General features: G+C 51.9%; 14 protein-coding genes. 7 read left to right on the forward strand and 7 right to left on the reverse strand.

The window, feature by feature from the left end; translation table 11 throughout:
• Positions 1 to 30 precede the first annotated feature (30 nt).
• The 3 genes from erpA to DK507_RS12000 are packed head-to-tail and all read left to right on the forward strand — an operon-like array spanning position 31 to position 1,999.
• Positions 31 to 384: an iron-sulfur cluster insertion protein ErpA gene (erpA, locus tag DK507_RS11990; protein ID WP_109356608.1), complete on the forward strand. Its 354-nt coding sequence runs from the start codon at positions 31 to 33 to the stop codon at positions 382 to 384.
• Between the two features lie 11 nt (positions 385 to 395).
• Positions 396 to 1,184, forward strand: a complete 789-nt coding sequence (gene xth / locus DK507_RS11995) for an exodeoxyribonuclease III (RefSeq protein ID WP_109357656.1) — start codon at positions 396 to 398, stop codon at positions 1,182 to 1,184.
• Positions 1,184 to 1,999, forward strand: a complete 816-nt coding sequence (locus DK507_RS12000) for an alpha/beta hydrolase (protein ID WP_109356609.1) — start codon at positions 1,184 to 1,186, stop codon at positions 1,997 to 1,999. Before xth ends, DK507_RS12000 begins: the two co-directional genes overlap by 1 nt.
• Here the strand turns inward: DK507_RS12000 and DK507_RS12005 are convergent.
• A complete protein-coding gene (locus tag DK507_RS12005; RefSeq protein WP_109356610.1) occupies positions 1,996 to 3,162 on the reverse strand; it encodes a serine hydrolase in 1,167 nt (388 codons plus the stop codon). The two genes, DK507_RS12000 and DK507_RS12005, sit on opposite strands and share 4 nt — an antisense overlap.
• Before the next feature lie 81 nt (positions 3,163 to 3,243).
• Complete coding sequence (locus DK507_RS12010) at positions 3,244 to 4,398, reverse strand: GNAT family N-acetyltransferase (RefSeq protein ID WP_109357657.1); 1,155 nt, start codon at positions 4,396 to 4,398, stop codon at positions 3,244 to 3,246.
• 190 nt (positions 4,399 to 4,588) lie between these two features.
• On the opposite strand from DK507_RS12010, the gene DK507_RS12015 reads away from it, so the two are divergent.
• The gene (locus DK507_RS12015) at positions 4,589 to 5,683 is read left to right on the forward strand and encodes a fatty acid desaturase (RefSeq protein ID WP_109356611.1); all 1,095 of its coding nucleotides are present in this window, start codon (positions 4,589 to 4,591) and stop codon (positions 5,681 to 5,683) included.
• A 2-nt stretch (positions 5,684 to 5,685) separates the two neighbouring features.
• Here the strand turns inward: DK507_RS12015 and lptG are convergent, their stop codons facing one another.
• Positions 5,686 to 6,780 (reverse strand): LPS export ABC transporter permease LptG, encoded by a 1,095-nt coding sequence (lptG, locus tag DK507_RS12020; protein ID WP_109356612.1) that lies wholly within the window; start codon positions 6,778 to 6,780, stop codon positions 5,686 to 5,688.
• Positions 6,781 to 6,813: 33 nt separating this feature from the next.
• A complete protein-coding gene (gene lptF, locus DK507_RS12025; RefSeq protein ID WP_109356613.1) occupies positions 6,814 to 8,025 on the reverse strand; it encodes an LPS export ABC transporter permease LptF in 1,212 nt (403 codons plus the stop codon).
• 173 nt (positions 8,026 to 8,198) lie between these two features.
• Between lptF and DK507_RS12030 the strand changes: the two genes are divergently transcribed.
• Genes DK507_RS12030 through DK507_RS12040 form a run of 3 tightly spaced genes read left to right on the forward strand, consistent with a single transcriptional unit; the run spans position 8,199 to position 10,561 of the window.
• Positions 8,199 to 8,633, forward strand: coding sequence for a DUF2141 domain-containing protein (locus DK507_RS12030; RefSeq protein WP_254054441.1), 435 nt, complete (start codon positions 8,199 to 8,201; stop codon positions 8,631 to 8,633).
• A gap of 35 nt (positions 8,634 to 8,668) precedes the next feature.
• On the forward strand, positions 8,669 to 9,643 hold the full coding sequence (locus DK507_RS12035) for a diacylglycerol kinase family protein (RefSeq protein ID WP_109356615.1): 975 nt from the start codon (positions 8,669 to 8,671) through the stop codon (positions 9,641 to 9,643).
• A gap of 15 nt (positions 9,644 to 9,658) precedes the next feature.
• Positions 9,659 to 10,561: a hypothetical protein gene (locus tag DK507_RS12040; RefSeq protein ID WP_109356616.1), complete on the forward strand. Its 903-nt coding sequence runs from the start codon at positions 9,659 to 9,661 to the stop codon at positions 10,559 to 10,561.
• 449 nt (positions 10,562 to 11,010) lie between these two features.
• Here DK507_RS12040 and DK507_RS12050 read toward each other — a convergent pair whose 3' ends face one another.
• The 3 genes from DK507_RS12050 to DK507_RS12060 are packed head-to-tail and all read right to left on the reverse strand — an operon-like array spanning position 11,011 to position 13,358.
• Positions 11,011 to 11,805 carry an enoyl-CoA hydratase/isomerase family protein gene (locus DK507_RS12050; protein WP_109356618.1) on the reverse strand — a complete coding sequence of 265 codons (795 nt, stop codon included), beginning with the start codon at positions 11,803 to 11,805 and terminating at the stop codon, positions 11,011 to 11,013.
• Positions 11,802 to 12,158 carry an energy transducer TonB gene (locus tag DK507_RS12055; protein ID WP_162559030.1) on the reverse strand — a complete coding sequence of 119 codons (357 nt, stop codon included), beginning with the start codon at positions 12,156 to 12,158 and terminating at the stop codon, positions 11,802 to 11,804. The genes DK507_RS12050 and DK507_RS12055 overlap by 4 nt, the downstream gene beginning before the upstream one ends.
• Positions 12,159 to 13,358: an aminotransferase class I/II-fold pyridoxal phosphate-dependent enzyme gene (locus tag DK507_RS12060; protein WP_109356620.1), complete on the reverse strand. Its 1,200-nt coding sequence runs from the start codon at positions 13,356 to 13,358 to the stop codon at positions 12,159 to 12,161.
• Between the last annotated feature and the right edge of the window lie 17 nt (positions 13,359 to 13,375).

A 13,375-nucleotide genomic window follows, 5' to 3' on the forward strand; every position in this document is an offset into this window, starting at 1 on the left:
AGGGGGCTATGCAATCCCTATCTTAAGCTTATGACCCAAACAGCAGAACAAACCCCTTCCCAGGACATCATCCTGACCCCCAACGCGGCCAAGCGTGTGGCTGCTATTGCCGATAAGCAAGAGAAACCGGCGATATTGCGTCTGGCGGTGGAAGGTGGCGGTTGTTCGGGCTTTCAATATCGTTTTGGCTTGGCTGAAGAAGTAGAGTCTGATGATGTTGCCGTTCAGGAATCCGGTGTGACGCTGGTCGTCGATGAAATCAGTCTTGATCTCGTTCGCGGAAGTGCAGTGGACTTTGTTGAATCCCTGGGTGGTAGTGCGTTTCAGGTGACAAACCCCAACGCGGCCTCTGGTTGTGGTTGCGGCTCCAGCTTTTCTATCTGATTGTTGCATCGGTGAGAATAGCGAGTTTTAACATTAACGGCATAAAAGCGCGCCTGCCGCGCTTGCTCGAATGGCTCGAAGAGACCAAGCCGGATGTCGCCTGTTTGCAGGAAATTAAAACGCAGGATGAGGGCTTTCCAGCTACGGAATTTGAGAAAATTGGTTATGGTGCCATCTGGCATGGCCAAAAGAGTTTTAACGGTGTGGCTATATTGACCCGGGATCAGCAACCCGACGAGACCAAACGCGGCCTTGATGGCGAACCGGAAGACGAACATAGCCGTTACCTTGAAGCCAATGTGAAAGGTAGCAATGGCCAGACGGTGCGAGTGGCGAGTATTTATCTCCCCAATGGCAATCCGCAGCCGGGTCCCAAATTCGATTTCAAACTCCGCTGGATGAAGCGCTTGCGCAATCGTGCGACTGAAATCTGGCAGGAGGAAATTCCTGCGGTCTTGGCAGGTGATTACAATGTCATCCCGCGCGATAATGACGTGTTTTTGGTTAAGGCGATGGAAAATGATGCCTTGATGCAGCCGGAAAGTCGGCAGGCCTATCAGCGGATCGTTAATGACGGCTGGACGGACGCGCTGGGTGTTACTTATCCTGCAGGCAAAATCTGGACCTATTGGGACTATCGCAGCGGTGGTTGGCAGCGCGATCAGGGGTTCCGGATTGATCACCTGCTTCTCAGCCCTCCGGCTGCTGATCAGCTTACCCGTTGCGGCGTTGATAAAGAACATCGCGGGCGAGAAAAGGCCAGCGATCATGCACCAACCTGGATTGAACTCAACATCTGATGCGCGCCTTGCTGGCTAGTCTGGCCATTTCTGCGGGGCTCTATTTTGCAATCGTGGCATTGGCTTACAGTTTCCAGCGTGATCTGCTCTATTTTCCCAGTCAAACCGTTCTTTCAGAGAAGCAATTGGAGGAGGCGGACTTTGAAGCTGTAAAAATCGCGTCAAAAGGCGCCGCCGAACTATTGTCTCTGTGGCGCCCTCCTGCCGATCCGACGAAACCGGTTGTCATCCACTTCCATGGCAATGCCGGTTCGCTAGCGGTGCGCTTGCCCATTTATCAGGCGATGGCGCAAGATGGCGCAGGCGTGCTGGCTGTCGGATATCCGGGTTATGGCGGCAATCACGGCGTGCCGAGCGAAGAGGCCTTCTACGCGGCGGCACAGGCCCATTATGACTGGTTGCTCGTCCAGGGCTATGGTGCTGACCGGATTGTCATTGCGGCTCAGTCTCTGGGGACCGGTGTGGCGATATGGCTCGCATCCCGCAACGAAGCGTCTGGGCTCATTCTGGAAGCGGCCTATACCGGCATGGATGAGATGGCCCAGCGACAATTCCCGGTCTTACCGGCGAAACTGCTGATAAAAGACCGTTATCGTTCCATCGAGCGGATAGCTCAAATTGATATGCCGCTAATCTGGATACATGGCACGAATGATGAACTGATACCCTTTGCGATGGGACAAAGACTGTTTGACGCTGCCAAAGAGCCCAAAATCGCGCAGCCAATTAAAAATGGCGGGCACAATGATCTTTGGATGCGCGGGATTGACGCAATGGTGCGTGATGGAGCCCAGCGTTTTGTGTCCGGAGGCTAACTTTCTGGCTGAGGAGTTGATGCCCTCTGCCACTCCCGCAACATGTTATAGGCCACGGCGCTGGCCGGACCGTCACCCGTCAGCGCAACGGCAGCATATTGGAGTGATGCCGGGTCGATCATTACGAAAGCTTTTATCCCCGGCATCCCGCCTGCATGGCCAATCCAGATAGCCGATTCACCCTCAGGCCCCGGTGCTCGCATGGCCATGACGCCAAGTCCGTAAAACATGTTCTTGTCAAACATAGGGTAGAGGGTCGAAAACATTACATCGCGCGTGTCAGGGCTAACCAGATCCCCATTTAGAAATGCACGCCAGAAAAGAACCATGTCTGAAGATGTTGCAGCCATTGGTCCGGCCGCGCCTGGCGTACGGATATCAGACTTTTGATCGCCACTTGGTCGAGGCCCAGCTATGTCTGATAAATTATCATCTACCTTGACCATATAGCTGTTTTTAAGACCAATTTTATCGATGATCTTGTTCTGAATAATCTGTGATAACGGTTGTCCATAAACCTGTTCTGCAATTTTACCGAGAAACAGATAGCCGGTGTTGGAGTAGCGCCAATATTGCCCCGGACAGAAAAGCGGGCCGTGTTTTTTGAGGATCCTGATACTGTCTTTCAGGCTGAGCGCTGCTGGCTGGTTTTTGGCGGCGTCCCGATCTTCATTTGCACTGTAAAGGCCGGAGGTGTGATTGAGCAGCATTCTGACGGTGATCAAGTCACCATTGGGCACGCCATCAATCCAGTTAGACAGTTTGTCGTCCAGCGACAGACGGCCATTTTCGACCAGCTGCATAATAACTATGGCAGTAAAGCTCTTGCCAACACTGGCCCAATAATGGAGTTTCTCAGAGCCTTGCAAACCTTGTGTTTTGGTCCAGATGGAGCCAGTTTGATTGGCCATGGCAACAGTCAAGCTGGTTGCTTTGGACTTTGTCAGCATGTCCGTGAACAGGGCTGTAAAAGCGTCTTGGTACGTTGGCGATTGACTTGGAGATGCTGCGACCATGGTGGGTATCGCCACCGAAATCGGAGCCGGGCCGGCATATTTCATTTCGGCGGAGCATTTTTCTGGTTTTTTAGCAAGAACCTGAATGGGCAGGGCTACTAATGCAGCGGTTAGAACAAGGCGAGAAACAGCTTTGAAAGCAATCATATGATTTTCTCTTGAAAAAAGCGGGGCAGAGTTGCTTTGATGCCTAATATGATTGGGCTGAAACCGGGATGAATGGGTCGGTTAAATTGCTTTCTCATAAAGTGTATAGACCCGATTGATTTTGGACTCGATGGCGTCGGCAATTGCCACCATCCCCTTATTATCATCCAATATCCATCCGATTTCCCCGCGCGTCGCGCCATAGTTGGCAACGGCTTCCCGGCGGATATATTCGATCATCATAAATGCCATTTGACTGGCCATCCGACTGTTTTGCAAATCCTTGACGACACCCATTAGCGGTACGCGCATGGTCGGCGACGTCGGAAACTTAAGCCACCAAAGGAGTTTGGCCCAGTTGAACGGCAGCAAACTGCCTTTCATTTTTTTAATTCGGTCATTGAGGTCGGGTAACGACATCATAAAAGCTACCGGTTTGCCTTCCAGTTCGGCGATCATGATCAGGTCTTCATACACAATCGGCTTCAATTTGACGCCAACATGGTCAATCTCATGATCTGTCAGCGGAACAAATCCCCAATTGTCCGACCAGGCATCATTGAGGATATTCATGATGATTTTGGCATCGCGGTCAAAATGTCTCTTATCGACTTTGCGCAATCTCAGCTTGCTGCTGCGTTCTCCGGATTTCACAATTCGTTCAATGAGCGGCGGGAAACCGTCTGTGATGGGCAGATCATAGGTGATCAGTTCTTTTACGCTCTTGTAACCGTCTGCCTCAATCCAGCCTTGATATTCTGCCTTATGATGCCCCATCATCACGGTCGGGCTATGATCATGCCCCATGGTGAGCAGGCCGGGCTCGTCCCATACAGACAGGCTCATGGGGGCGATGATGCGATGCATGCCTTGTTCTTTCAACCATTTTTCCGCTGCAGTGATCAATGCTTTTGTCGTCGCTTCATTCTCTGCTTCCAGCAGACCCCAATTGCCTGTGCCGGGTCCCAGGCCCTGTTCGACGGGCTGTTTTAAAGCCAGATGATCGATATGTGCGCTAATCCGGCCCACGATTCTTCCATCCTGTTCTGCGAGGAAAAGTTGGACCGTTGCATGTTCAAAAAAAGGGTTCTTTTTGGGAGTCAGAAGTGCGTAAACCTCAGATTTTAGAGGCGGCACCCAATGCGGATCATTTGCATTTAAACGATAGGCCAGTTCGACAAAGCTTTTGAGCTGGGCCTTGGTGGTAACGGGTTTTATGATTATATGCGACGACACTGTAATTATTTGCACCTTTTGCGTGATAATTTGCACTTAGCTTTGCCATGCTGTGGCGTTATTCAGACTAGCATGTCAAGCGCTTGGGCCTGTCTCGTCTGTGTTGAAGGCCGGAGCGAGAAGCCATAGCAATGCCATCATCTCGCCATGATGTACTGCTGTAGGCATCACATTACGAAGACAGGATATTATGAAACATTCTCCCCCTCAGGCCACAGACGCCGCGAAAGCCCAGGCTTTTGATGATAATGAGCTGATCCGCACTGCCGCGAAAGTCACCCGTGACCTCAATGCGGTTCGCCCTGTAATCTATTGGTCGGATTTGCTGGTGTCCACTATTGTGGGCTACGGCGCCATGGTTGCTGCGATCATGTTGAACAATGTCGGTCTGGCGATACTGGCAGGTATTGTCTCGGTTTTGGCGCTTTATCGGGCCGGCAGTTTCATTCACGAACTGACCCATATCCGCCGCGGGTCGTTGCCGGGCTTTCGCTTTACGTGGAATGCCCTGATCGGTGTGCCATTGTTGCTTCCGTCTTTCATGTACGAGGGTATTCACAGCCTCCATCATGCTCGCACGCGTTATGGCACCGTCGAAGATCCGGAATATTTGCCGCTGGCGCTTATGAAACCCTACACCGTGCCATTGTTTGTTCTGGTATCGGCATTGGCACCGATTGGTCTGTTCATCCGTTATGCGCTGCTGGCGCCGCTTTCCGCCGTAATTCCGCCCCTGAGAAAGGTGGTAGTGGAACGTTATTCCGGTTTGATCATCAATCCGGAATTCCGTCGCCGTCCACCTGAGGGCGAGTTTAAAAAGCAGTGGTATGCGCAGGAAATTGCGGCAAGCATCTGGGCCATTGTTGTCTTGAGCGCCGTGGCTACTGGGTTTTTGCCATTAAGAGCATTTTTGATTGCTGTTGCGATTGCCGCGGGCTCGGTGGTGCTCAACCAGATTCGCACGCTGGTTGCTCATCTCTGGGAAAATGATGGCGAAGTCATGAGTGTGACCGAGCAATATCTCGACAGCGTCAATGTTCCACCTCCCGGACTTCTGCCAGCTTTGTGGGCGCCAGTTGGACTGCGCTATCATGCGTTACACCACTTGTTGCCGGGCGTTCCTTATCATGGGCTGGGTGAGGCACATCGGCGTATTGCCGAAGCGTTGCCGAAAGGATCGACTTACTATCGGGCCAATCATACCAGCCTATGGGGTCTGGTGATGGGATTGGTGCGGGGCAGTTCTGGTCACGCGGCGTCGAGCCAGTCAACCGCCGCCAACTAAGCCTATTCTTCAGTTCTTATCAGTACTGTTTCGCCGATCAGGAAGAACAGAATGAACGGCGCCCAGGCCGCCAATATCGGCGGGTAGGCGCCAATTGTTCCCATGGCCAGCGAGAAGTTATCTGCGACAAAATAGGCAAAGCCAAGCGCCATCCCGAGTACCGCGCGGACGAATAACTGTCCTGATCGCGCCAGACCAAAAGCGGCCACTGCGCCAAGTAGCGGCATCAATACCGCAGACAAGGGCCCTGAAATCTTGTGCCATAGACTGGCCTCCAGCGCCATTGTTGGCCGCCCCGCCTCTTTCAATTCCGCAATGGCGGATCTCAACTGCGGGAAGGACAAGCCATCTGCTTTAACATCGGCAAGCGTGAACTGGTCAGGGCGCAAAGTATCGCCGACTGTGATGCTGTCCCTTTTTTCCTCCGTGCCGGTCAGCACGTTAAACTGTGTCACCCCCGTCACGGTCCAGGATGACCCAGTGAACCGTGCTTCGTCACCCTGCATCAGGTTGCGCAGGCCGCTGTTGGTCCGGTTATAGACAGTTATGTCTTCCAGAACCACATCCGTACCGCGGCCGGTTACGGTCTTTGCGTTGATCAGATTGTCTCCGTCTTTGACCCAAACGTTGGTCCGGACATTGCTCGCGGCCGGTACTGGTCCATAATCAACCTTCTCCCAGGCTGAGAGCTTGGCTGTAGCCGGTGCCACGACAATTTCATTGAACAGAAAAGATATAATGGCGACGAACAGGCTCGTAATGATTAAAGGCGCCAGAATCTGATGCGCGGAGAGTCCGCCAGCCTTCATCGAAATAACTTCGCTATTCTGGTTTAGCGTCGCGGCAGTTATGATTGTACCCAACAGCACTGCAAAGGGTAAAAAACGTTGGATGAGCTGTGGTGCCCGCCAAGTGACGTAAGTCCACAGTTCACTCTGCCCATTTCCTTCCTGTGCGAGAATGCGCCCGCTTTCACCGAGTAGGTCCAGCGCCTGCAACACCAGCACCAAAAGCGCGAGCACGGCCAAGGTTCGTAACATCAGCATTTTTGCCATGTAAAGGGCGAGCGTTCGCGACGGGAAAAAATCCATGTCTATGCATCTCCGTTCATGTCGCTGAGGCCATTAGGTCTAATCCCGAACATCGGCGCGCTTTCGATTGAAATTGAGAATGCTTTTGAACACACCACCAAATTTTGAAAAAGCCTTTTCCAGTGCAGCGATTGGCTGTCCGCCGGGAACATTCGCGACCATATGATACATCCAGATAATGAGCCCGCCGAACAGCGCGAATGGAACCCACAGAGCGATAATGGGGTCAACAATGCCGAGCGCTCCCAAGTCTTCGCCATATTGGTTGACCTTGTGATAAGTCACGATCATTACGATCGAAATGAAGACACCAAGCGCGGAATTGGATCTTTTCGGCGGTATTGCCAAGGCCACAGCCAATAGCGGCATCAACAACATCATGACCACTTCGACCATCCGGAAATGGAAGTTTGCGCGGCTTTGATTGCGCTCGGTCTCGGAGCGGTCTTGATCCAGTCCCACTCTGACAAGCTCCGGAATTGTATATTCCAAGTCAGCACCACCTCTCGATCGAAAGGCTTCGATATCCGGAAGGTCGATAGGAAGATCATGGCTGCTAAAGCTTAATATCCTCGGTTTTTCGTAAGTTGGCGCATCATGGATCAGCACACCTTGAGACAAACGCAATATGATTGTATCGGGATCATCAGTCGCCAGAAACTGGCCATTTTCTGCGGTTACGGATACGATTTGACCGGATTTGTTTTCAGCTCGGACAAACATACCGCTTAATTTGGTTCCGTTATCACGGCTTTCTTCGATCCGCATCGTCATTCTGGAGCCCAAATTGGTGAATTCACCGACTTTTATCGACGCTCCCAGCGCACCGGAGCGCAATTCGAAGCGCAGTTCTTCATAATAATAGCGCGACAGCGGCTGGATGAATCCGACCAATGCAAGATTCACCAGCATCAGTGACACTGCGAACATGTACGGCACTTTCAAAAGACGGGCATATCCCTGACCAACCGCCCGAAAAACATCCAGTTCGGAGCTTAGAGCCAGTTTTCGAAAGGCTAGCAATATTCCCAGCAGCAGGCCGATAGGAATTCCGAGTGAGAGATATTCTGGAATAAGGTTCGCCAGCATTCGCCAGACTACACTGACCGGGCCGCCTTCCGCTGCAACAAAGTCAAACAGTCGCAACATCTTTTCGAGTACGAGCAACATCGCCGCGATAACCAGCGTGCTAAACAGCGGAACGGCGATCAAACGGGCTATGTAGCGATCAGTGGAACTGAGAAATTTCAACTTATCGTCGCCCTCTTACCATGTTTCTGCCGCAAATCATTTTCATAACCATATTTATATCAGGGGGTTGATTCTCTATCCGCCGCAGTTTGAACGCGGGTATAACGACTAGGAGTATTTTCGTCATGTTGAAAATTGCTGCGTCTTTTGCGCTTTCAACCGCCCTTTTGGCCATGCCAGTATCGGCAGCGACCGCTGGACAGAAAATTTCGAATGATTTGAGCAGATGTCAGGCCGGAAATGGTCCTGCCGTCCTGGTGAATATAAGTGGCGTCAAGGCGGCATCCGGAAAAATCCGGGTACAAAGTTATCGCGGGACCAAGGCAGAATGGCTAAAGAAAGGCGCCTGGATCAACCGGATTGAAGCGCCGGCAAAGAACAACAATATGACCTTTTGTGTGCCCGTCCCGTCCAGTGGGATGTATGGCATTGCCGTGCGCCATGACGTGAATGGCAATGGCAAGACCGATATTTCCAAAGATGGTGGCGGTATGTCGAACAATCCGAGCATCAATATCTTTAACCTGGGGAAACCCAGTTACAAGAAGACCAAATTTGCGGTCGGTGACGAAGTGAAATCTATCAGTATCAAAATGAAATATCTGTGATGGGCAGATATTAAAGAGAAACAGGCAATCGAATAATGGCCAATGTAGCGCTACTTTCTAACCCAAATTCCACGGGCAACCGTGCGATATTGCCGGAAGTGCGCTCTTATTGCGTCAAAAACTGCGATGTTTTCCACTATGAGGTGGACGCTGTTGACGAGATCACCAAGGCGCTGCAAACCATCGCCAGAGTGAAACCCAAGGTTCTGGTGATTAACGGTGGTGATGGCACAGTTCAGGCCGCTCTTACAGAATTGTATCAAGGCGGACATTTTGGTGACAATCCGCCGCCAGTTGCCGTACTGCCCAATGGCAAAACCAACTTGATCGCCCTGGACCTGGGCGCAGAGGGTAATCCGTTAAAGGCGCTGGAACGTATTGTCGAAATGGCAAAACATGATCTGCATGAGCATCTGGTCGACCGCGAACTGATCGCCTTGTCCGATGGCAACAAAGATAGCAAGGTCGTGCTCGGCATGTTCCTTGGCGGCGCTGGCCTGTCGGAGTTTATTCTTTATTGCCGTCACAAAATTTATCCTCTGGGTCTGCCCAATGCGGCTTCCCATGTTTTGACGGTTTTTGCGGCGCTGGCCTCGGTTCTGTTTGGAATAAGAGCGAAGTTTTTGCCGAACCGGCCTTCACCGATCAGTATTTCGCTGATCAAAAAAGGGCAATATCAAGGCAATTTTGCAATTTTGATCGTAACGACACTGGAAAAGCTATTGTTGATGCGCCGTTTTACACGTTCGCGGAGTAGACGCGGACGCCTGCAATTTATGGCGATCGACCAGAAACCGATGGTGCTGGTCCGTTTCATCCTGTCAGTGTTATTTGGCCGGCTCGGTAAAACCGTGCAAAAAGGTATTCATCTCGAGCAGGGCGACATGATCCGGATTGAAGGCAAGAATAGCAATGTTGTTATGGATGGCGAACTGTTTCGCGCAAAGGAAGGCCAGCCGATTGTTTTGAAATCAACCAAGCCGGTATCTTTCCTTCGCCTCGCTGCTTAGGCTATCATCCGCCGGGTGAATCATCTGAAACCCCTTGTAGAAGAGGAGCTGGCAGAGCCGGTTGATCCTCGTGTATCTGCTTTCGCAGAGGCGGTCGCTGCGCAATATGGCGATGCGTCCCGCGCGGTGCTCTTTTATGGTTCTTGTCTTCGCACGACGGAGCTCGAAGGGCAGATGCTGGATTTCTATCTGATCGTTTCCAGCTATGAAGAGGCCTATGGGAAAAGCTGGCTGGTGCGCGCGAACGAGCTGCTGCCGCCGAATGTGTTTCCGGCCGAGCATGATGGGCTGGTCGCCAAAATTGCAGTGCTGAGCGAAGAGGATTTTCACAAGTTAAATGGACTGAAGGCCAGCGCTGTGAGTGTATGGGCGCGCTTTGCGCAGCCATCACGTCTGGTCTGGTGTACCGACGAGGCAGCGCGTGAAAAAGTTGTGGCGGCGATTGCCTGTGCCCCCGTGACGCTGTTTGAGCTCACCTTGCCGGTGCTGGGAATTCAGCCGCAGGCGCCCATACTGATCTGGCATCGGGGTTTCGAGCTGACTTATGGGGCAGAGTTACGAGCCGAACGGGCCAATCGCCCTGGCTCCGTCGTTGATGCTGATCCCGAGCGCTATCAACGATTTGGTCTTGCCACGATGGTGACCCTGCAAGATCAGGATCCATCAGAATCTGGTGAGCTGTCGACCGCAGAAGCCGAGAAACGCTGGAAGGCGCTGCGCCGGAATGGCAAACTCTTGACTCTGGCTCGGCTGGCAAAAGCGTCTGGAACCTATGCTGGCGGGATTGATTACCTTGCATGGAAGATCAACCGCCATGCCGGTACCAACTATGTGATCAAGCCATGGCAGCGCAAATGGCCGATACTGGGGGCGCTCACGATGTTGCCGCGACTAATTGCTGGTGGTGCGATTAAGTAATGTTGCTTAAAATCAGAAATATATTGCCCCTGCTTTCAGGCGTTGTCTTTCTTGGGACATTCTGGTTTTTAGATAAGGCTGGGCATTTGGGTTTTCTGGATTGGGCTTCTCCAAAAGAGAGAGACTATGTCTTCATTGGGGTTCTGGTGAGCTATTTCCTTTTTGCGATCATTGTAGATCGAGCTTACGTCAAGATTATCAAACGGAAATATGGTGTGAATCCACATAAATTGAGTTGGCGAGAGCGAAGGCGTCGGGATGGCTTTCTGTTTTGTCCAAATTGCTTGGGTGCTACTCTTGAGATTCCGAAAGACAAGAACCCTAAATCAATGGTCGTATGTCAAGATTGTCGATCGAACATTGGACCGTATGATGAGATTGGTGAATTTTTCGAAGAGGTTAGGCCGGATTTGTTTAAGAGTCTCAATCCGTTAAATCGCCTCCGATAGCTAGCGATCCTTATATTCGGGCTTGCGCTTGCTGAAAAAGGCTTTGGCGGCTTCGCGGCTGTCCTCGGTCATGCTGAGCATGGCTTGCTGTCGGTCTTCAATCGCCATGGCCGCTTCAAAACTCTGAGCGTCGATATTGCGGTTAAGAGCATCTTTGGTCAGACGCAGGCCCATGGGCGCTGTATCGAGCATTTCTTCCGCGAGAGAGAGACCGGTGCTGACCAATTTGTCTTCGTCAGCAACTTCGCTGATTAGCCCCAGTTTCTCAGCGCGTTCAGCATGAATGAAACGGCCGGTCAGAAGCAATTCCGATGCGAGCGAAGATCCGACCAGCCGCGGCAGGAAATAACTCGATCCCATATCGCACCCGCCCAAGCCGATTTTTATATAGGCCGCGTTCATTTTCAGGCTGGGTGCGCCATAGCGGACGTCACTGGCCAGCAGCAGAGAAAAACCGCCGCCGCAGGCCGCGCCCTGAGCCAATGATATGATCGGCTGCGGACATTGCCGCATAAGTTGCATGACCGTGGCGATGGATCGCTGCGTCCGCCAGATATGTTGAACCTGCCCACGTGAACCATCATTTTTCCAGGCGCCGATATCTAGGCCTGCGCAAAAGGCTCGTCCTTCTGCGCGAAACAGCACGACCCGGATATCATGCCGGTCCTGCAGCCCTCGAAAATAGTCTTGCAGCGCGAAGATCATGTCTTCGTTCATCGTATTGAGCTTGTCCGGCCGATTGAGCGAGAGAATCTCAATCGCTCCGCGTTGTTCTATGAGGATGGGGTTGGTCATTTGTCGAGTTGGTAACGTACCGAAGTTTCAAAGTATCCGACCACAGTATTTCCTTGGGAATCGCGTGCAGGCTTAAAACGAGCTCCTTTTTTCAATTGTTCACATGCGTTATTATCGAGGTTTGCAAACCCACTTGATTCAATAACTTTACAATCAGAGACACGGCCTTTTGTAGATACTTCGAGTTGAACTTTTACCGTACCTTCTTCTTCAAATCTCCGAGATGAATATGGGTAACCATCAATAACCCAAGAATCGCCTTTATCGCCAGACTGATTTTGCGCGTTCAGCCCATTTACTGGCATGAATGCTGAAAAAAATAATATGCAGGATATTGGTACTGAAACTCTCACCTAAATCGCTCCAACCGCTTTGCCAGCTGCCTCAAACATGCCCAGGATCTGGTCGACCTGCTCGGTCGTATGCTCGGCACAAAGCGAGCAGCGCAGCAAGGTCATGTTTGCCGGTGTTGCCGGTGGCCGTGCCAGATTGACGTAGAGGCCTTCTGCAAGCAGGGCCTGCCACATCATCGCGCCGCGTTCGAGGTCGGGCATGATGACCGCGATAATCGCGCTTTGTGCTTCCGGCGTGCCGAGTTCAAAGCCCAGATCGCGCAAGCCTTTGTGGAGCTTCTTGCTGTTTTCCCATAAATGCGCGCGCTTGTTGCCGCTGTGCATCAGCTTGCGGATCGAGGTGCTGGCTGTCGCCATTACGCTTGGCGGCAGCGACGCCGTGAACACATAGGGACGGCATACCAGCCGCATGATTTCAAATTTCGGATGGTTGGAGACACAGAAGCCGCCGACGGTGCCCACTGATTTGCTGAACGTTCCGATAATGAAATCGACATCATCGATAACGCCTTGCTCTTCACAGACGCCGCGGCCATTCTCACCAATAAATCCCATCGAGTGCGCTTCATCAACCAGCGTCATCGCACCGTTTTCCTTGCAGATACGGATCATTTCCTTGAGTGGAGCCACATCTCCAAGCATCGAATAAACGCCTTCGAGCACGACCAGCTTGCCAGCGTCCGCGGGCAACCGCTTCAACCGTTTTTCCAGTGCTTCGACATCATTGTGGCGGAACGCTACAATTTCTGCATTGCCCATGGAACAGCCGTCATAGATGGACGCATGGCTGTCGATATCCAGAATAACATAATCACCCTTGCCGGCCAGCGCTGAGATAATTCCCAAATTTGCTTGATAGCCGGTGGAAAAGACCATCGCATGGTCCATTGCGTAAAACTCTTTGAGTGCTTCTTCGCAATCCTTGTGCGGGCTGTATGTGCCGTTGAGCACGCGGCTGCCTGTTGTTCCGGAGCCAAAATCCTTGAGCGCCTGCAGTCCCGCCTGCTGAACATCATCATCAAAGGTCATGCCCATATAATTATAAGTGCCAAGCAGGATGGTTTCCTTGCCATTGCAAATGGCTACCGTTGGTGACTTCACCTCTTCCATGACGAGGGAGAAGGGATCTTTCACACCCGTTGCAAGCAGGGTTTCGCGTTCCTGAATCAGGGGATCATATTTACTCAGAAGATCGGTCATTATACTCTCGTGTTTTC

It is taken from the genome of Sphingorhabdus sp. EL138 (assembly GCF_900258045.1).
Taxonomy (GTDB): Bacteria; Pseudomonadota; Alphaproteobacteria; order Sphingomonadales; family Sphingomonadaceae; genus Parasphingorhabdus.